A 19411-nucleotide genomic window follows, 5' to 3' on the forward strand; every position below is an offset into this window, starting at 1 on the left:
TTTTCCATAAACATGGCTAAAGAATGAACAAACCTGTAAACATATCGGAACGATCGAATCATATTGAGCAGAAGTGCTATAATACATAGAATAGCTTCAACAGAAACAAGGGAGAAGAATTGATAATGAAGACGCTTGGAACATTATGTGTGCTGATTCTGACAGCCGTCCTTGTCTATCTGGGATATAACATCTATACAAACGATATTCATTTGAATTTTTTCAATCAGCAGTCCGACGAGCCTGATGAGAAAACACCGTTAAAAGGGAGCGCGTCACCGCTGAATGTCGTTCTGTACAGACAGATGGATTCTCCCAGACTGTACAATGGCTGTGAGGTGACAAGCCTTGCCATGATTTTGAACAATGCCGGATATCATGTGTCAAAAAATACATTGGCGGATAAAATCAATAAAGTTCCGCTCACATACAGCAGCGGGCTGAAGGGAGATCCGAATGAAGGATTTGCCGGAGATATGGAAAACGGCCCGGGTTTAGGCGTTTATCATGAGCCGATTGATAAACTCGCCAAAGAATATGCGGGAAACAAAGTATACGATCTGACGGGAAAAGACATTTCTTCAGTGTACCGCCAGCTTGAAAAAGGGCGGCCGGTCTGGGTGATTACCACCACATCCTTTAAGCCGGTTGATAATATGCAGACTTGGAATACGCCGAACGGAAAGATCGACGTTACGTTCAGCATGCATAGCGTAGCCGTCACCGGTTATGATCACGATTATGTATACGTCAATGATCCTTACGGCTATAAAAACAGAAAAACAGATCGGTCTGACTTTGAAAAAGCCTGGAAGCAGATGGGCAGCCAGGCCATTGTGATCAAGTCATAAAAAAACCCCGCTGACGTTAATCAGCGGGGTTTTCCCATTCGTTCTTTCATTTCTTCGGCCGTATAGATCACCTGCATCGGATTTCCTCCGACAAACGCCCCGGCCGGGACATCTTTGTGCACCAGCGTGCCGGCTGATACAACGGCTCCGCTCCCGATGGTGACGCCGGGCAGAATGGTTGTGTTTGCCCCGATCATCACCTCGTCACCGATTGTGACAAAACCGGTCCGGTACTCATGTATTAAATATTCATGAGCCAAAATCGTCGTATTGTAGCCGATGATACTGTTTTTTCCGACAGTGATTTTTTCGGGAAACATGATATCCGGCATCACCATCAGCGCGAATGACGTCTGTTTTCCGACATTCATTTTCAAAAAGGTTCGGTACAGCCAGTTTTTCACGCTTAAAAACGGCGTATACCTTGCGATCTGAATGATGATGAAATTTTTCATCACCTTCAGAAAGGGAACCGTCTGATAAACATGCCACAATGAATTTGCACCTGAAATCGGATGGCGGTCTGTTTTTCTCACGGATTACTTCACTCCGGTGATGTGCAATAAATCACTCATTTTCTCGAGCATATAATCTGGTTCATAGGCGGAAAGCGTCTGTGCGCCTTTAATCGTCCACGCGACGCCGGCTGTTTTCGTGCCGGCGTTTTTTCCCGCCATGACATCGTGATAATTGTCACCGACCATTATGGCTTCCGACGGATCGCACCCAAGCCGGCTGAGCGCAAGCCGCACAGGCTCGGGGTCAGGCTTCGGATGCTTTACATCATCAAGCGTGACGACAGTATCGAAAAACGCCCCGATGCCTGTCAGCTTCAATCCCATATTGACTGTATCCCTCAGCTTTGTGGTGACAATCCCGAGCTGATAGCCCGCTTTTTTCAATTCATCCAGCGTTTCATAAACCGTTTCGTACTCCGTGACGAGCTCATCGTGCTTTTCATGGTTGAATGCTCTGTACATGCTGATCATCTCATCGCACTTTTCAGCATTAATGCCTGAAAACGTTTCATACAGGGGCGGGCCGATAAACGGAAGCACATCTTCCCTTTTGAACTGCCCCGGGCAATAATGATCAAGCGTATGAAGGTAAGAAGCGATAATCAGTTCATTCGTGTCAATCAGCGTGCCGTCGAGATCAAATAAAATGGCGGTTACACGTTTATCAGTCATCTTATGTCCTTTCCGATTTCAGGCGTCAGTCCGTGTCGGCATACCGCTGATCGGCATACCCCTTCATGCGTCTGAAAATCATTAAAATAATTGCGAGAACAATCAGCACAATGGAAATGACCTGCGCGATCCGAAGCTGGCTCGTAAGCATCAGGCTGTCCGTCCGCATTCCCTCAATAAAGTATCTGCCGATCGAATACCAGATCACATACGTCAAAAATAGATTGCCCCTGCGCAGGTTCACGCGGCGGAGCAGAAGCAGAATCACGACGCCCGCAAAACTCCACAGCGATTCATACAAAAACGTGGGGTGATAATATTGTCCGTCTATGTACATCTGATTAATGATGAAATCCGGAAGATGCAGACTTTCCAAAAATGACCGGCTGACCGCTTCACCGTGAGCCTCCTGGTTGATAAAGTTCCCCCAGCGCCCGATGGCCTGGCCGAGCAGAATACTCGGCGCGGCAATATCCGCCAGCTTCCAGAATGAGATGCCTCTTACTTTTGAAAAGACGATTCCCGTCGCGATCGCGCCGATTAATCCGCCGTGAATTGCAATGCCTCCTTTCCAAATTTTAATGATTTCCCCGGGGTGTTCCGAGTAATAGCTCCACTCGAAAAGCACATAATATGCCCTTGCGCAAATGATTGCGATCGGGATGGCGAAAAGAACAAGATCAATAAAAATGTCCTTTTTCAGCCCCCGCTTTTCACTCTCCCTCATGGCCATCCAAAGCCCTAATAACGCGCCCGCGCCGATTATGATTCCGTACCAGTGCACGGATAATGGCCCGAGCTGAAAGGCAATCGGATTGATTGGTGTTCCTGCTTCATTCATATCATTGCCAACTCCTATTCGTCTTGTTCGCCGTCCTCAATGACATCCGCCAGCTTATTCGTGAATTGCTCGGCAGCATTTAAGCCCATCCGCTTCAATCTGAAGTTCATCGCCGCAACTTCGATAATAACGGCGAGATTCCGCCCCGGGCGGACAGGAATGGTCAGTTTTGTAATTTCCGTATCAATGATTTTCATTTTTTCTTCTTCAAGTCCGAGACGGTCGTATTGTTTCCCTTGCTCCCAAAGCTCAAGGTCCATGACGATTGTAATTCTTTTATTGCTTCTGACGGCGCCCGCTCCGAACAGCGTCATGACATTTATAATGCCGAGCCCCCTGATTTCGAGCAGATGCTCAATCAGATCAGGCGCGTTCCCGACAAGGGTATCCTGATCCTCCTGCCGGATTTCAACGCAGTCATCCGCGACAAGACGATGGCCTCGTTTGACAAGCTCCAGCGCCGTTTCACTTTTACCGACGCCGCTTTTTCCCGTAATGAGCACGCCGACGCCGTATATATCCACAAGCACGCCGTGAATGGCCGTTGTCGGCGCGAGGCGGCTCTCAAGAAAATTCGTCAGCCTGCTTGACAGCCTGGTTGTTTTCAGAGGGGATCTGAGCACAGGCACGCCGTTTTGCTCGGAAGCTTCTACAAGCTCCGGCGGGATCGGCATATCTCTGGAAAGTATGATAGCCGGCGTCACATCGGTGCACAGCGATTTCATCCGCTGTTTCTTATCTTCCTCGGGAAGCTGATCGAAAAACGACAGCTCCGTTTTTCCTAAAAGCTGCACCCGTTCTCTCGGGTAATATGTAAAATAACCGGCGATTTCAATACCGGGCCGTGATAAATCACTCATCGTAATCGGGCGGTTAATCCCTTCTTCTCCGCTGATCAATTCTAAATGGAACTGCTCCATTACGTCTTTGGTCCGAACCTTTGCCAAGATATGTTCCTCCTGTTCTGGGATGTTCCGAGCTTTGAACAGTTATATTTTATCACTTTACCGTCTGAACCAAAACAGATTTATACAATTCCGGCATAACTGGTCTAGATAACTAGTCTGAAAAAGAGTAAAATAAAACTAACAACTAACCAGAAAGGCGTGTTTTAAAGTGGCTGAAAGCTTGTTAATCAGCGGTGCGGACATCGTAACAGAAGAAGAAATCATCCGAAACGGTTTTCTCGGTATAAAGGACGGCATCATTTCTTACGCGGGGAAAACAAGACCGCAAGAAATGTATGAGAAGGAATGGAAGGCGCCCGCGGGCTCGTATGCGCTTCCCGGAATGATTGATATCCATATTCACGGCGGATACGGCGCGGATACGATGGATGCTGATGTTGCAGCTCTTGATACAATGTCCGCCCGGCTGCCCGAAGAAGGAACAACCTCTTTTCTAGCGACAACGATCACACAGCAGCACGAAAACATTGAAAAAGCGCTCGTCAACGCCAAAAAATGGGCGTCTTCCTCACCGCAGGTCCAAAAAGGCGCTGAGTTGATCGGCATTCATTTAGAAGGACCGTTTGTCTCTCCGAAAAAGGCGGGAGCACAGCCAAAACAATGGATTACTCCTGCTGATGCCGGGCTCTTTCAGAAATGGGAGCGGCTCTCGGGAGGGCTGATCAAAATCGTGACGCTTGCGCCGGAAGAAGATCCTGATTTCAGCCTGATCCGTTATTTAAAAGACCAAAACATCATCCCGTCAATGGGACACACAGACGCAGGAGCCGAGCTTTTACAAAAAGCGGCGGATGCCGGGGCAGTGCATATGACGCACCTCTTCAATGCCATGAGCTCCTTTCATCACCGTGAGCCGGGGGGCATCGGTACGGCTCTCGCCTGCGGCCGCATCACGGCGGAGCTGATCACCGACGGCATTCATTCCCATCCTTTGGCCGTTAAGCTTGCCTATTTGGCGAAAGGAAGCAAAAACCTGATCATGATTACAGACTCCATGCGGGCAAAAGGGCTTAAGGACGGAGAATACGAATTCGGCGGACAAAAAGTCACCGTTCGCGGGGACACGGCGCTTCTCTCTGACGGGACGCTGGCCGGTTCCATTTTAAAAATGAATGAAGGCGCGGCGCTCATGCGCAGGTTTACAAACTGCTCATGGCTGGATATAGCAAATATGACATCGGCAAATGCGGCCCGCCGCCTCGGCATATTCGACCGTAAAGGAAGCATCGCCGAAGGAAAAGACGCCGACGTTGTTCTGACGGACGGACAGTGCGGCGTGCTGGCAACGATTTGCCGCGGAAACACCGCATATATCTCAAGGGAGGCTGATTGGACATGAACGTTATCACATGCAGACATTATGAAGAATTAAGTGAAAAAGCCGCATCGATTATCGCTGAAACAGTGAAACAAAAGCCGGATGCCGTTCTCGGCCTTGCGACGGGAGGCACTCCTGAAGGCGTATATAAAGAACTTGTGCGGATGCACCGCTCAGAAGGCTTGTCATTCCGGAATGTCACGACGATCAACCTTGATGAATACGCCGGGCTTTCTCCCGAGGACAAAAACAGCTATCATTATTATATGAATACACATTTTTTTGCACATATCGACAGCCGAAAGGACCGCCACTTTCTCCCTGACGGACGGGCAGACGATCTTGATGCCGAATGCGGACGATATGACCGATTGATTCAAACACTCGGCGGAGCGGATATACAGCTTTTAGGCATCGGACACAACGGCCATATCGGCTTTAATGAACCCGGGACGCCATTTGAATCCCGAACCCATGTCGTTGAGCTGAATGAAGAGACAAGACAGGCGAATGCGCGGTACTTTCCGTCAATTGATCAAGTCCCTGTAAAAGCCCTGACAATGGGGATCGGGACGATTTTGTCCGGCAAACGGATTTTGATCATGGCATCCGGAAAAAGCAAGGCCCAAGCGGTGAAGCAGCTTCTGGACGGGCGCATCAGCGAAGCATTCCCCGCCTCCGCCCTGCACGCGCATCCGGATGTGACGGTCTTGATTGATGAAAAGGCTGCGGGCGGCGATTGAAAGGATTTGACCTATGCAGATTGATAAACAATCTCCGATTCCGATTTACTTTCAGATTATGGAACAATTAAAAACACAAATCAAAAACGGCGAGCTGAAAGCGGATGCGCTGCTTCCGTCGGAGCGGGAATACGCCGAACAATTCGGCATCAGCCGAATGACGGTCCGCCAAGCGCTTTCCAATCTGGTGAATGAAGGATTTTTATACAGGCAGAAAGGCCGGGGAACGTTCGTCAGCAAACTGAAGATGGAACAGCCGCTTCAAGGGCTGACAAGCTTTACGGAAGATATGAGAAGCCGGGGCATGAAGCCGGGGAGCAGACTTGCCGAATACCAGCTGATTCAGGCGACGGAAGAATTATCTTCTATCCTGGGATGCGGCTATCCGGCAACGCTTCATAAAATCATCCGCGTCCGGCTGGCAAATGATATCCCGATGGCGATTGAGGCCTCGTACATCCCGTTTGACAAGGCGGGAAAACTGGACGCCTCCCATTTTCAATCATCCATGTATGAGCATATTGAAGCGTACAATCAGATGCCGATCTCACGGGCAAAACAAGAGCTTGAACCGGGAGCCGCTTCCGAGGAAGAAGCTGAGCTGCTCGGTATCCAGCCCGGCGCCCCCGTCCTCTATATCAAGCGGACCACTTATCTGCAGGACGGCACTGCCTTTGAGCACGTCAAATCCGCCTACAGAGGCGACCGCTACACATTCGTGCACTATATGGACAGGGTGAAATGAAACATCTCCAACCGTTACGGGTTGGAGATGTTTTTTTGATCTGCCATTTTCAAATCAAGCCGGTGAATGGTCTCTATGACTCTGGCAAAACGAAGAGGCTGTGGTTCTGGTATCTATTTTTTATAAAGAAAAGAGTACTAAAATGCTATCCTCTGTTTTGGACAATATACGGAACCTGCTTTGAAATCAGCAGCAGCGGTTCTTTGTTTTTATGAGCCAGCGAAAACATGATTGCGCCTTCAATCATCGAGTTGATTGTCATCCCGAGCTTCTCCGCTTCCTCTCGTTCAAACCCATGCTCAAGAAATTTTGCCGCAAACACATCCGTCCACTTCTTGAAAACCTCAACACATGTGCATCTTAACGTTTCATTGATCAGAGCGGTCTCACCCGCCAGCAATCCAACCGGCACGCCCTCAATATTCTGCGGATCATTAAACTGTTCAGCCGTTACATGAATAAAGTGCTGAATCGCTTCTATAGGGTCCGCGAATTGAGACATACTATTCTGTATTTGCTTTTCAACGCATCTTCCCGTATATTTGATCGCCGCAATGGCGAGTTCTGCTTTTCCATTTGGAAAGTGATGATACACAGACCCTCTGGGTGCTCCGCTCTCTTTTATAATTTGATTCAAACCAGTCGCATGATATCCCTGAATCTGAAAAAGATATGCAGAGGTTTGAATAATTCTTTCTTTTGTCCCGGTTTTACTGTTCATTATGTTTCCTCCTGCATATTACGAAAACCAATCGATTTTAGTATAGAAAAGGGACATAAAAAAGTCAAAAGCACTTATCACAGCAGGGCGCCGCCATTTACGCACAAAAAACCTGCTGACCGTCAGATTTTCTTCTGAGCGATCAGCAGGATGTATTTTTTCATTATGGGTTTGAGGCATGCCTAAAATCAAACTGATCCGGAGCCGGGCGATACGGCGTATTTCCCGTTTTGAACATCCACAGCGGTGATATTGTTTTGCCGTTGTACGGGTCCTTAACGACGGTGTACCAGTAATAAACGGAATCAGGCTGCAGGCCGTCCCAGACCCAATTTGCGGTTTTTCCGCTTTTTACGTGTTTTTTATGACCGAGCAGTTCGTTCGTATAAACGTTGCATTCAAAATAATCAGTCGCTACCCTTTTCCTCTTCGGCTGTAAATCCATTTCTGCTGAGAATTCGTCTTTATCAGCGAACAGATCGGTGTCATAGTAATTGATGTCATCCGTGTACGGCGAGTAGGAGAACATGTGAACCTGATTGGCGGCCTGATCGAATTGCATCATGCGCATAAAGCCCTGCCCCCCTTCCGGACCGTCCTGGTAGTCGGTCAGAATTTGGTGGACGAGGCGGTCCGGTTTTCCGTCCCCGTCATCGTCAAGCGCATCGGTTTTTTTCATGGCGTTATGGTAATGGCCGCTTAATACCATCGCCACATTGCGATTCGGCTTGACGACTTTTCGATAGATCGTTTCCCCGATCGGGCTTCGATTTCCGCTGACAAGCAAGTACTCATGAAAGCATAAGATAGCGGTTCGGTCCGGATACCTCTTCAGCACTTGATTGATCCAGTCAATCTCTTGTTTTGCAATGCCCCAGCCCATATAAATCATAATAAAATCGTTCCCGCTTGCCGACAGCAGGTCATAATGTCCGCGGTTATTTTTGTATGATCCGCCGTAATGCATGTTCTGTTCAAACCGGCGGCTCCCGAAGAAATCCCCGAAGGTTCGGTATGTGCCGTCTTTATGGCCGACGTCGTGATTGCCGGCAAGCACTCCGTACGGAATCCCCGCCTTGTCAAGTGTCCGCATGGAGTGATCGGCGTTTTTCCACTGTTTCATCACCATTGAATCATCGACGATATCGCCGGTATGAAAGACATATTTAATATTGTGCTTTTCCTTATTTTCTTTGATCCACTCTGTCATTTTGTCAAAAATGTGCGGGTGCCCTTGTGCGTAATACTGTGTATCCGACATCCAGACAAACGTGTAATTGCCTTTCGCCGGTATTTGATCCTGCACGATGACATTCATTTTTGAGTTCTTCACCACATCCGCTGCGGAAACGGCGGCTTTTAATGTAAACGGCTTTTTATCTTTGGCAAGAACGCTGTCCGCCTCCTGCCAGCAGCTTGTCCGGTAATTCCAAATATACATGGTTACCTTTCGGCCGGGCAGAGAGCTTCCTTTCCAGACCGCCTCGGCCAGATCCGTTTCGTCGATAGACGGGTCAACGGAGACTTCGAATCGGTGATAAGGAAAACGCTCCACACTTTCCGCCGATACGGTTTTTCCGTCATTTGCCGAGATGCGGTTCATTTCCGGCAGGGTAAACGGCATTTCATTTTCTTTTATGCCCCTCGGCGGTTCCGTTAATGAGGCGTGTTTATACACTTTCACGCTGCCCGGATTCCGCGCGGTATAACGGAAGCCGCGATAAAATGATACATTCATGTCATCCTTCGTCGGGTCTTTTACCCGGACGGACAGCTTTGCTTTGTGGGCGCCGATTTTTTGATCCGCAAGCTCCGGCTGGTTCGGCTCCTCCCGTTTGATATGGAAGGTGCGGACGGACCTTGTTTCATTTCCGGCAAGGTCTGCCGCAATAATGGTAAGGGTATGTTTTCCGGGCTTGAGATCGGCTGATGACGTGTGATGCGGGAGCGTAATGCTTTCTCCGTCCAAAAACGCTTTGACCTCTTCCACTTTGCTCCATTTGTCACGGATGTCCGCATTCAGCTCAACATTACCTTTCAGCGCCGCGCCTTCTTTGATACCCGGGACAATCTTCGGCCCCGTATTGTCCACCCGCACAGATTGGCTCAGCTGCTCCTCACCGTCGCTAACAAAAATATGGTGATAGCCTTCAGAAAGCTTCGCCGTGTTCCACGGCAGCAGCCGTGACGTAAACAAATGATCCGGCAGGCTGAATGAGAAGGTCTTCTGCTGATTCGCCCGCCTGCCGTCACCGATAAACAGCTGCTCAGCCGGATCCGTCTTCCCGTCTTTGATCACCGTTCCGTCCGAAAGCACCAGACGGGCATGTTTCACCACAAAATCATCTCGATTCTCTCCCGTGTCATACGGAGAAACCTTTGAGCCCGAACGGATGGATACTTTCTGCGTTTTGCCCCCTTTTTGCAGCAGACGTTCCGGAAGGAGAACCGAGTGCGTTCTGTAGCGGTGAGACGGATCGTCAAAAATGTGCAGCACCTCATTTTCCATTATGACGGTGTTTTGAAAATAAAGATTCGTTTTCCGGGCATCGAAGGCGAAATAGACCTCTTTTTCCAGCGCCGGCCGGGTCTCCTGCCGCTTGCCGTCAATCCACAGCTTGATCTTATCGGCGCTGACGTCCGAAGTCGCTTTGAGCAGATAGGTGCCGGATATCGTATCTTCGGGTTCAACATTCATTCTGAGTCCGTGTGATTTGCTCGTCTGTTCAATGTCAATCATCTTGACGGGCGTTTTTGCTTCATTTTCTCCATCACTGGCTGCGATATAATACTCAAGCTGATCCTGGCCGAGCAGTTCCGGGGAATAAAGAATGTGATGGTATAAGCTGTCGTTGCGGTCTTTTTCGGCCAGAATTCGTTTGAATGGTTTTTTCTCATTGGTCCGGTAATAAAACGCGGCTGTTTTGACAAGGTTTTTGTCTTTTATGTCAGCCTTTAATTCAATGCTTTCAGCGGGCCGGACGGGCTTTCTGTCTGTAAGGTCTTCGATGACCGGTTTTTCCTTGTCGGGTTTTATCACCCTTTTCTGCTGCGGGATCTGCGCCTGAAAAACAGAGCCCGGTGACGGCTTATGCTCGCTCGTGGAGATCTTCAGCAATTCTCCCGTTCCGTTCAGCGGATATTTGTACAGCAAAGAAGTCAGCCGGCGGAAAGCGTGCTTCCGGTAATGCGCTGAGGCGATACCCTTTCCGGTATTTGCCGACAGCACCACCGTACGCGGGCGGCCGTTGGACATTCCGTCCGTCCCTTCGATGACGGCGAGATGTTTTCCCTCCTTCAGGCGTGTCCCGTAATAGCGGTTGAAATCATCTATCGTCAGTCCTGATGCGGCGCGTCTCAGCCAAAACACGTGAGTCCCGCCTGACGGAATGACGGTATCTTCTTTCGGCCTCCATATCATGTCTGATTCCGGCCCTTCCTTCGGATAGCGGTAGCGGATATGGTAGTCTTTAAAATGAATGGGCCTGTCCGTCGTGTTATACACCTCGATAAATTCATAGGCATCAGCGCCGTCTTCATTTTTCGTATCAACCGCAAGCTCCGTAATCAACAGCTCGGGAATATGATTCAAATCGGCTTGATAGCCGTCCAGCTTCAGCCGCTTTTTCTCCGATTCCGCCCGCTGTCTGCCGTTGGTGAAAACGAGGTAATATTCCAATTCTCCATTCCAGATATCCCGTTTTGAAATCTGGGCCGTAAACAGCCGGATTGCGCCTGGCGCGGGCTCCATCGGCACCATTTTAAACCCCAGCTCATTGCTTTGTTTATAAAAAAGAAACGCCGAAAACGCTTGATAGTCAGCATTCCGTACATGAGCCTGTATGAACAGGTTTCTTTTCATTTCCGCCTTTACTTCGATTTGGGGAGGATTCTCCAGAAGCGGTATGTAATGAGGCGGCTGTCCGAATTCCTGCTGATTCACGGGGATTGCCGATTCTTTGCGCGCCGCATCCGCAGAAGGACTCACACAAAGCAAACCAATCAGAAAAAAGAGCGTCATCACAAGTTTCATCTCATTACCTCCCTATGCATTATGTTGCGTCAGGAGACTGCCGCTTATGTAAATCACACATAAAAAAGCTGCCCTCTCGGGACAGCTCGTTTTTTACCTTTTTCTAAGCGGCTCCAATATGCCTTTTTGGATCAGCAAGTGGAAAACGGACAGCACGACGGATGCCCAAATGGCGGTGCCGAACCCATCAATCTGAAAGCTGTCTCCCATCAAGGCTGCGGTCATCATTAACGTAATGGCGTTGATGACAAACAGAAAGAGGCCGAGGGTCACAACCGTGACGGGCAATGTCAATATGACGATGATCGGTTTGATCAGCACATTTAACACAGAAAGAATCACACTGGCGATGACAGCCGCTCCGATACTGCTGATATGGACGGAATCAAAATATCCCGCGATAACGATTAATAATAAAGCATTTACTAAAATGCTGACTGCCCATTTGATCATTTATTTCAAATCTCCTTCTAAAGGTACAACAAAACACCAGATAATATATACAATCGGCACGATTCCGCTCGTGACAAGCGCTAATACAACGGTTATAATGCGCAAAAGCGACGCATCCATATTGATGTACTCCGCCAAACCGCCGACGACGCCGGCGATTTTACGGTTTTTTTCTGAACGGTAAAGTCTTTTCATCCAATCACCTCTGAGTATGCTTGAGCTTAATGGCTCCTGTTAACGATTCTGAGAAAATCGAGAGATGCTGATCATGGCCTTGATTTGATGCCAGCATCAGTTCTTTTTGAATGGTATCATTCTTTTCCTTTAAAATTTCCGCATCAATCAGCTCATGGCTGAGAGAGCCGAGATTGCTTTTCAGCTCCGCTTTCACCGCCGAATCATCAGGCAGAGCGATATCCACGTTTCCCGTCGTCGTTTTCGTGTAGATGGAGCGGCAGTGCGGCGCTGTAACGGTAAGCATGATATTGCCGTTAAAGCTTTGAACGTCAATGGATTCACTCGATCCGCGCAAATCAATCAAGCCGTTGATCGTTTCCGCTTCAATCGCGCCGCATTGATGTCCGGCCAGCTTGATTTGTCCGTTAGCCGTTTCCGCCGACGCTTTATCAGCCGTCAAATGTGAGAATGACAGAACGCCGTTTGTCGTTTTCGCCGAGAATTCTTTTACATGTAAATGTTCCCCTCTGATCGGTCCGTTAAACAGCTTCACTCTTATCTTATCGTACTCTTTCTGGGGAACATAAAGCGTGACATTGGTTTTCATCGTTTTCTTTTCCGTGCGGACAAAAAACTTATTGCCCTTCACTTCACACTCAATGTGCTGAAGAAATGCGGTGCGCGCCGCCTCCTGACTGTCCGCCCGGTACACTTTCGCCTGGCACTCCGCTCTGATATCTTCATCCGCCCACGGCACGATATTGACGCTGCCGTTTGCGATCTGCATATCAATGGCCGAGAATTCACTGTCTTTAAATTGAAAAATATGCTGCACTTCGTGTGCGTGGCCGAAATTCAGATCAAGATCCGCTTCCTTCACTTTTTTGACGGCAGAATCAATCCAGTCGAACAGTTTCGCCCCGAGCGACGGCTTTTGGCTTCCTTTTGCCCCGCTTTCGAAATCTTCCGCAGGTTCCTGGACCTCCGCAGATAATGCGGTGATCTGCTCTTCTTTTTCTTTATATTCATGATCCAGTTTTTCAATGAGCGTCAGTGCTTCCTGCGCCGTCAGCATGCCGTCTTCCACAAGCTTTAAAATCCGTTCTTTCTCCTGTTTCATACAAAACTCCTCCCCCGACTTTTCTTACACCTGGCGTAACACCTTAATTCCCTGCACGATATTCCAAATGAGCATTCCGATGAGGATCAGAAAATAAACAGCTGCTCCTGTTATCATAACAAAAACGGGCACCATACTCTCCCCCTGAGCCGTAATCAATCCGCCGACAACACCCGCGGTCACAATCAGCAATCCCGCAAACGGAATGATATGGGAAATCAGAGCGCGCATGGCATGCCGCTTCGTCTCTTTTTCATCGACGACAAAGTAAGCCACAATCGGAAGAATGAGCGGCGCGAGAAACACGCTGAAATAACAGATTGATGCGATAATCGCTTGATTTCGGTTCAATAAAAACACTCCCTGTGCCTTGATGTAAAAACCCTTCCTTATACATACGTATGACGAATGGGCGGGTTTCATTTTCATGCTAAGGACATGCTTCGTTATACGTAATTTTTGATTTCAGAGATTTCACTATAGAATCTTTTCCCCGAACCGATTACAATATGTAACAAAGCCTGACCGTATGCAAGGAGGACATACAAATGGAGAAAGATCCCGAAAACGCCCAAGTAACGGAAGAGAGTCTGCGAAATTTAATTCGCGAACAAAAAAGAATGAACAGCGAAATGCTGGCTGAATTGGAACAGATCAAAGCAGCCCCTCTTCCCATTTCCCATGATATCCAATATATAAAAGTGCTGCTGGACAGCAGCAGCACCCATATTCTGCAGGACTTAATGCATTTAAGCAAACAGCTTCCCCAACAGAAAAAAGCCTGTAACACAACAGCCCAAAACCGGTGAGTTTTGGGCTGTTTTTATTGATCTATTATGTGGCTGCCGTTTCTTTTCCAGCCAGCAATGTTTTCATCCGTTTTTTATCACGTTCCATTACCGGTTTCAGATAGCGGCCCGTATATGATTCTTTCACTTCGACAACTTCTTCAGGCGTCCCGGAGGCTACGATCGTGCCGCCGCCCGCTCCGCCTTCAGGTCCCAGGTCTACGATGTAGTCCGCCGTTTTAATGATGTCGAGATTGTGTTCAATGACCAAAACGGTATCACCGTTATCGACGAGTCTTTGAAGCACAACCAATAGCCTTGCGATATCATCAACGTGGAGGCCTGTCGTCGGTTCGTCCAGAATATACAGCGTCCGGCCTGTGGAACGCTTATGCAATTCGGAAGCAAGCTTGACGCGCTGCGCTTCTCCGCCTGACAGCGTCGTTGCCGGCTGACCGAGCGTCACATACCCGAGTCCGACATCGGCAAGCGTTTGAAGCTTGCGTTTGATTTTCGGGATATTTTCAAAGAAAGACAGAGCATCTTCCACCGTCATATCCAGAACGTCAGAAATGCTTTTTCCTTTGTATGTGACCTCCAGCGTCTCCCGGTTGTAACGTTTGCCGTGGCACACTTCACACGGGACGTACACGTCAGGAAGGAAGTGCATCTCAATTTTGATGATGCCGTCGCCGCGGCAGGCCTCACAGCGCCCGCCTTTTACATTAAAACTGAACCGGCCTTTTTTATAGCCGCGCACCTTTGCTTCATTTGTCTGCGCGAATACATCGCGGATATCATCAAACACGCCCGTATAAGTTGCCGGGTTTGATCTCGGTGTCCGGCCGATCGGCGCCTGGTCGATGTCGATCACCTTATCAAGGTGGTCAAGGCCTTTGATTTCTTTATGGCTTCCCGGTTTCGCTTTGGCTTTATGAAGCTTTTGCGCAAGCGCCTTATGCAGAATTTCATTCACAAGCGTGCTTTTTCCGGAACCGGACACACCTGTCACCGCCGTAAAAGTGCCGAGCGGGAATTTGGCGTTCGCTTTTTTCAGGTTGTTTTCTGAAGCGCCTTTGATTTCAATGAACCGGCCGTCAGGCTTTCTTCTCTCCGGAGGCATCGGGATGAATTGAGCCCCTGACAAATAGCGTCCGGTCAGAGAGTCCGCATCATTCATCACTTCTTCTGGCGTCCCCGCCGATATGACGCGGCCGCCGTGAATGCCGGCGCCCGGACCGATATCTATCAAATAATCGGCAGCCATCATCGTATCCTCATCATGCTCCACGACAATCAGTGTGTTGCCGAGATCCCTCATGTTTTTCAGCGCGCTGATCAGACGGTCATTGTCACGCTGGTGAAGGCCGATGGACGGCTCATCAAGAATGTACAGGACGCCTGACAAACGGGAGCCGATCTGCGTCGCAAGCCTGATGCGCTGGGCTTCTCCGCCTGACAGCGTTCCCGCCGCCCGGCTCAGCGTCAGATAATCAAGACCCACTTTATCTAAGAAGCTGAGCCGCTCTACAATCTCTCTTAAAATTAAATCGGCAATCTGCATATCTTTCTCAGACAGCGTCAGGTTTTTGAAAAATTCAAGCGCGTCGCCGACAGAAAGTTCGGTAATGGTTCCGATATGACGCCCGTTGACCAAAACGGCAAGCGCTTCTTTCTTCAGCCGGTAGCCTTTGCACGTCGGGCACGATTTCTGTGACATGTACTGCTCCATCTGTTCACGGATATAATCGGAGCTTGTCTCTTTATACCGTCTCTCAATATTGCGCAGCACACCTTCAAATTCAATTTCATTTTCGCGCACTTGTCCGAAATCATTCTCGTATTTAAAGTAAATCCGTTCATTGCCGCTGCCGTACAGCACTTTATCAAGCTGATGCTTCGGCAGGTCTTTGACCGGAGTCTCCATATCAATGCCGTAATGGCGGCAGACCGCCTGAAGCAGCTGCGGATAATATTGTGAACTGATCGGCGTCCACGGCGCGATGGCGTGTTCCTTTAATGACAGCTCGGGATTGGGGATGACGAGCTCAGGGTCCACTTCCAGCTTCAAGCCGAGACCGTCGCAAGTCGGACAGGCGCCGAACGGACTGTTAAATGAAAACAGCCGGGGTTCAAGCTCCCCGATAGAAAAACCGCACAGCGGACAAGCGTGATGCTCGCTGAACATCAGCTCCTCCTGACCGATGACATCTATCATGACACGGCCTTCCCCTAAACGGAGCGCGGTTTCCAGCGAGTCGGAAAGCCGGGCGGCAACGCCTTCCTTGACAACGATCCGGTCAATGACTACTTCAATGGAATGCTTTTTGTTTTTTTCAAGTTCAATATCGTCGGAAAGCTCGGCCATTTCTCCGTCAATCCGCACTCTTACGTAACCTTGCTTTCTGATTTGGTCAAGCACTTTGACATGGGCGCCTTTTCTGCCTGAGATGATCGGCGCAAGCACTTGAAGCTTCGTCCGCTCCGGATATTCAAGAATCCGGTCAACCATCTGTTCAATCGTTTGCGACGTAATTTCAATGCCGTGCTCCGGGCAGTGCGGTTTCCCGACTCTCGCGTACAGCAGCCGGAGATAATCATAAATCTCCGTTACCGTTCCGACGGTTGACCGCGGATTGCGGCTTGTCGTTTTCTGGTCAATGCTGATCGCCGGAGAAAGCCCTTCGATCGCATCAACGTCCGGCTTATCCATCTGCCCTAAAAATTGGCGCGCATAGGCAGAAAGCGATTCAACATACCGCCTCTGTCCTTCCGCGTAAATGGTGTCAAAGGCAAGGGATGATTTTCCCGATCCGGACAGCCCCGTCACGACGACGAGCTGATCCCGCGGAATCGTTACATCAATGTTTTTTAAATTGTGCGCCCTTGCGCCTTTCACCTCGATCCGGTCAATTGCCATGTGTTCATCATCCTTCCGCTTTAAGCTCTAACAGTAAATCACGAAGCTCTGCCGCCCGCTCGAAATCAAGCGCTCTGGCCGCTTCTTTCATTTCGTGCTCCATTTGCTCAACGACTTTCTGGCGTTCTTTCTTCGTCATCTTCGCCAGTTTAGGCGCGGCTTTTGTTTTATATTCTTCTTTATCCTCAGCGGCCTGCGTCGCGCGGATCACATCGCGGATTTCCTTATTGATCGTTTGCGGCGTAATGCCGTGAATTTCGTTAAAGCGCTCCTGCTGTTCCCGGCGGCGCTTCGTTTCATTAATCGCGATTTCCATCGAATTCGTGATTTTATCGGCATACATGATGACGCGGCCTTCCGCGTTTCGTGCCGCCCGTCCGATCGTCTGAATCAGCGAACGTTCAGAACGGAGGAAGCCTTCTTTATCCGCATCGAGAATGGCGACAAGTGACACTTCCGGAATATCAAGCCCTTCCCTCAGCAGGTTGATGCCGATTAACACATCATGTTTTCCGAGGCGGAGGTCACGGATGATTTCAATCCGTTCAAGCGTCTTAATCTCGGAATGCAGATAATTGACCTTGATGCCGATTTCCTTGAGATAATCGGTCAGATCCTCTGACATTTTTTTCGTTAAAGTCGTCACGAGAACGCGTTCATTCCGTTCTATCCTCGCCTGAATCTCACCGATCAGATCATCAATCTGCCCTTCGATCGGCCGGACGTCAATGAGGGGATCGAGGAGTCCCGTCGGTCTGATGATCTGCTCGATCATTTCCGGCGTATGCTCAATTTCATACGGTCCCGGAGTCGCCGACACGTACACGATATTGTGCATGTGTTTCTCAAATTCCTCGAATCGGAGCGGACGGTTGTCAAGCGCTGACGGCAGGCGGAACCCGTGATCGACAAGCACCTGTTTTCTCGCCTGGTCACCGTTGAACATGCCGCGCACCTGCGGAATCGTCACATGTGATTCATCAACGACAATCATAAAATCGTCCGGAAAATAATCAAGCAGCGTATATGGCGTAGAGCCCGGCGGACGGAGTGTCAAATGTCTTGAATAGTTCTCGATCCCTGAGCAAAAACCCATTTCCCGCATCATTTCAAGATCGTATCTCGTCCGCTGCTCAAGCCGCTGCGCTTCAAGGAGCTTGCCGTTTTCGTGCATCACTTTCAAGCGCTCCTCAAGCTCCTGTTCAATATTCAGAATCGCTTTTTCCATCTTTTCCGCCCGGGTGACGAAGTGGGAAGCCGGGAAAATCGCGACATGGTCACGGTCGCCGAGAATTTCTCCTGTCAAAGCGTCGACCTCTCTGATCCGCTCAATTTCATCTCCGAAAAATTCCACTCTGATACAATGTTCGTCACGGGAAGCCGGGAAGATTTCCACAACGTCTCCGCGCACGCGGAACGTCCCGCGCTGAAAGTCGATATCATTGCGGGCATACTGGATATCCACAAGCTTTCTCAGCAGCTCGTTCCGCTCAATCTCCATTTCCGGTCTGAGCGACACGACCATTTCCCGGTATTCTTCAGGCGAACCGAGACCGTATATGCATGACACACTCGCAATAATAATGACATCTCTCCGTTCAAACAGAGAGGATGTCGCGGAGTGTCTCAGTTTATCAATTTCATCATTAATGCTTGCGTCTTTCTCTATAAAAGTATCCGTTTGAGGCACGTATGCCTCCGGCTGATAGTAATCGTAATAGCTGACAAAATATTCGACAGCGTTGTTCGGGAAAAACTCCTTAAACTCGCTGTACAGCTGTCCGGCAAGGGTTTTGTTATGGGCAATGACCAGTGTCGGTTTATTCACTTCTTTAATCAGATTGGACACGGTAAAGGTTTTGCCCGTCCCTGTCGCACCCAGGAGAGTCTGGTGTTTTCTGCCTTCCTGTATGCCTTTGACAAGCTTCTCAATCGCTTGCGGCTGATCTCCCTGGGGCTGATATTTCGAGACTAACTCAAAACGATCTTTCACAAAAAAGCCTCCGTTTCTTTACGAAATCTTCCTATTGATATAGTAACACAATGACGGGCAAAATCACTAAAAATACGAACTAAAGTTCGATGGTTTATTTTTACCAAGTCAATTTTTGTATAAAAAACCTGCTTTTATGGCGTAAAAGCAGGCATTCTATTTCATATTCACCATGTCAGGCATTGTCTTTCTTTTTGTCTGCTTCTTTTTTGGCCATGTACAGCCCTCCGGCCACCAGCGATACGACATCCAATCCAACGATAAAATACGTTTCGGTGTAACCCTTTAAATAGGATGCGAAAAGCAGTGCGGCTGTGAGAGCGATCGCCACATAGTGGTTAAACGTGACGCGCGTAAAAAGGACGACCAGCATAAAAGGGAAACATAATGCAAAAACGGCTTTTGTAATCACAAAAACCCTCCTCGGGAATTCTTCATCTCATCTGATTATAGTAAAAAATGAAGAATCGGACAATCGTTCCCCTGCTATCACAATACCCTTTTTCAGCAGTCTTCAATCATCTGTCAAAAAAAATGTGAATATAAATCC

Annotated in this window: 18 protein-coding genes; 5 read left to right on the top strand and 13 right to left on the bottom strand. The window is 48.9% G+C overall.

What is annotated here, in order from left to right; translation table 11 throughout:
- Positions 1–125: 125 nt before the first annotated feature.
- Positions 126–851, top strand: coding sequence for a C39 family peptidase (locus tag JNUCC21_RS18345; RefSeq protein WP_012118548.1), 726 nt, complete (start codon positions 126–128; stop codon positions 849–851).
- A gap of 20 nt (positions 852–871) precedes the next feature.
- Here the strand turns inward: JNUCC21_RS18345 and JNUCC21_RS18350 are convergent, their stop codons facing one another.
- From JNUCC21_RS18350 to hprK, 4 genes are read right to left on the bottom strand one after another with little or no spacing between them, the layout of a single operon-like run.
- Positions 872–1387, bottom strand: a complete 516-nt coding sequence (locus JNUCC21_RS18350) for an acyltransferase (protein ID WP_251248180.1) — start codon at positions 1385–1387, stop codon at positions 872–874.
- 3 nt (positions 1388–1390) lie between these two features.
- A complete protein-coding gene (ppaX, locus tag JNUCC21_RS18355) occupies positions 1391–2041 on the bottom strand; it encodes a pyrophosphatase PpaX (RefSeq protein ID WP_012118550.1) in 651 nt (216 codons plus the stop codon).
- A 25-nt stretch (positions 2042–2066) separates the two neighbouring features.
- The gene (gene lgt / locus JNUCC21_RS18360; RefSeq protein WP_025285343.1) at positions 2067–2882 is read right to left on the bottom strand and encodes a prolipoprotein diacylglyceryl transferase; all 816 of its coding nucleotides are present in this window, start codon (positions 2880–2882) and stop codon (positions 2067–2069) included.
- Positions 2883–2896: 14 nt separating this feature from the next.
- Positions 2897–3829 (bottom strand): HPr(Ser) kinase/phosphatase, encoded by a 933-nt coding sequence (hprK, locus tag JNUCC21_RS18365; protein WP_003151456.1) that lies wholly within the window; start codon positions 3827–3829, stop codon positions 2897–2899.
- A gap of 169 nt (positions 3830–3998) precedes the next feature.
- Here hprK and nagA point away from each other — a divergent pair, with 169 nt between their 5' ends.
- The 3 genes from nagA to JNUCC21_RS18380 are packed head-to-tail and all read left to right on the top strand — an operon-like array spanning position 3999 to position 6656.
- The gene (gene nagA / locus JNUCC21_RS18370; RefSeq protein ID WP_015240674.1) at positions 3999–5189 is read left to right on the top strand and encodes an N-acetylglucosamine-6-phosphate deacetylase; all 1191 of its coding nucleotides are present in this window, start codon (positions 3999–4001) and stop codon (positions 5187–5189) included.
- Positions 5186–5911, top strand: coding sequence for a glucosamine-6-phosphate deaminase (gene nagB / locus JNUCC21_RS18375; protein ID WP_012118553.1), 726 nt, complete (start codon positions 5186–5188; stop codon positions 5909–5911). Before nagA ends, nagB begins: the two co-directional genes overlap by 4 nt.
- A gap of 13 nt (positions 5912–5924) precedes the next feature.
- On the top strand, positions 5925–6656 hold the full coding sequence (locus JNUCC21_RS18380) for a GntR family transcriptional regulator (protein ID WP_012118554.1): 732 nt from the start codon (positions 5925–5927) through the stop codon (positions 6654–6656).
- Positions 6657–6801: 145 nt separating this feature from the next.
- Here JNUCC21_RS18380 and JNUCC21_RS18385 read toward each other — a convergent pair whose 3' ends face one another.
- The 6 genes from JNUCC21_RS18385 to JNUCC21_RS18410 form a co-directional block, all read right to left on the bottom strand.
- Positions 6802–7377 carry a TetR/AcrR family transcriptional regulator gene (locus JNUCC21_RS18385; protein ID WP_150941452.1) on the bottom strand — a complete coding sequence of 192 codons (576 nt, stop codon included), beginning with the start codon at positions 7375–7377 and terminating at the stop codon, positions 6802–6804.
- 163 nt (positions 7378–7540) lie between these two features.
- Entirely contained in the window at positions 7541–11410 is a 3870-nt protein-coding gene (locus JNUCC21_RS18390) for a metallophosphoesterase (RefSeq protein ID WP_369878391.1), read from the bottom strand.
- Positions 11411–11503: 93 nt separating this feature from the next.
- Positions 11504–11863, bottom strand: coding sequence for a phage holin family protein (locus JNUCC21_RS18395; protein WP_007407446.1), 360 nt, complete (start codon positions 11861–11863; stop codon positions 11504–11506).
- Complete coding sequence (locus JNUCC21_RS18400) at positions 11864–12058, bottom strand: PspC domain-containing protein (protein ID WP_003151448.1); 195 nt, start codon at positions 12056–12058, stop codon at positions 11864–11866.
- 4 nt (positions 12059–12062) lie between these two features.
- The gene (locus JNUCC21_RS18405; RefSeq protein WP_007614045.1) at positions 12063–13160 is read right to left on the bottom strand and encodes a DUF4097 domain-containing protein; all 1098 of its coding nucleotides are present in this window, start codon (positions 13158–13160) and stop codon (positions 12063–12065) included.
- A 24-nt stretch (positions 13161–13184) separates the two neighbouring features.
- A complete protein-coding gene (locus JNUCC21_RS18410) occupies positions 13185–13511 on the bottom strand; it encodes a hypothetical protein (protein ID WP_369878392.1) in 327 nt (108 codons plus the stop codon).
- Between the two features lie 197 nt (positions 13512–13708).
- Here JNUCC21_RS18410 and JNUCC21_RS18415 point away from each other — a divergent pair, with 197 nt between their 5' ends.
- Positions 13709–13969, top strand: coding sequence for a hypothetical protein (locus JNUCC21_RS18415; protein ID WP_012118557.1), 261 nt, complete (start codon positions 13709–13711; stop codon positions 13967–13969).
- A gap of 25 nt (positions 13970–13994) precedes the next feature.
- Here JNUCC21_RS18415 and uvrA read toward each other — a convergent pair whose 3' ends face one another.
- The 3 genes from uvrA to JNUCC21_RS18430 all read right to left on the bottom strand — a co-directional run bounded on the left by uvrA (position 13995) and on the right by JNUCC21_RS18430 (position 19273).
- Positions 13995–16868 carry an excinuclease ABC subunit UvrA gene (gene uvrA, locus JNUCC21_RS18420; RefSeq protein WP_072589618.1) on the bottom strand — a complete coding sequence of 958 codons (2874 nt, stop codon included), beginning with the start codon at positions 16866–16868 and terminating at the stop codon, positions 13995–13997.
- Positions 16869–16875: 7 nt separating this feature from the next.
- Positions 16876–18861, bottom strand: a complete 1986-nt coding sequence (gene uvrB, locus JNUCC21_RS18425) for an excinuclease ABC subunit UvrB (protein WP_003151439.1) — start codon at positions 18859–18861, stop codon at positions 16876–16878.
- A gap of 175 nt (positions 18862–19036) precedes the next feature.
- On the bottom strand, positions 19037–19273 hold the full coding sequence (locus JNUCC21_RS18430) for a CsbA family protein (RefSeq protein ID WP_003151438.1): 237 nt from the start codon (positions 19271–19273) through the stop codon (positions 19037–19039).
- Positions 19274–19411 lie beyond the last annotated feature (138 nt).

It is taken from the genome of Bacillus sp. JNUCC-21 (assembly GCF_041222765.1).
GTDB lineage: Bacteria > Bacillota > Bacilli > Bacillales > Bacillaceae > Bacillus > Bacillus velezensis.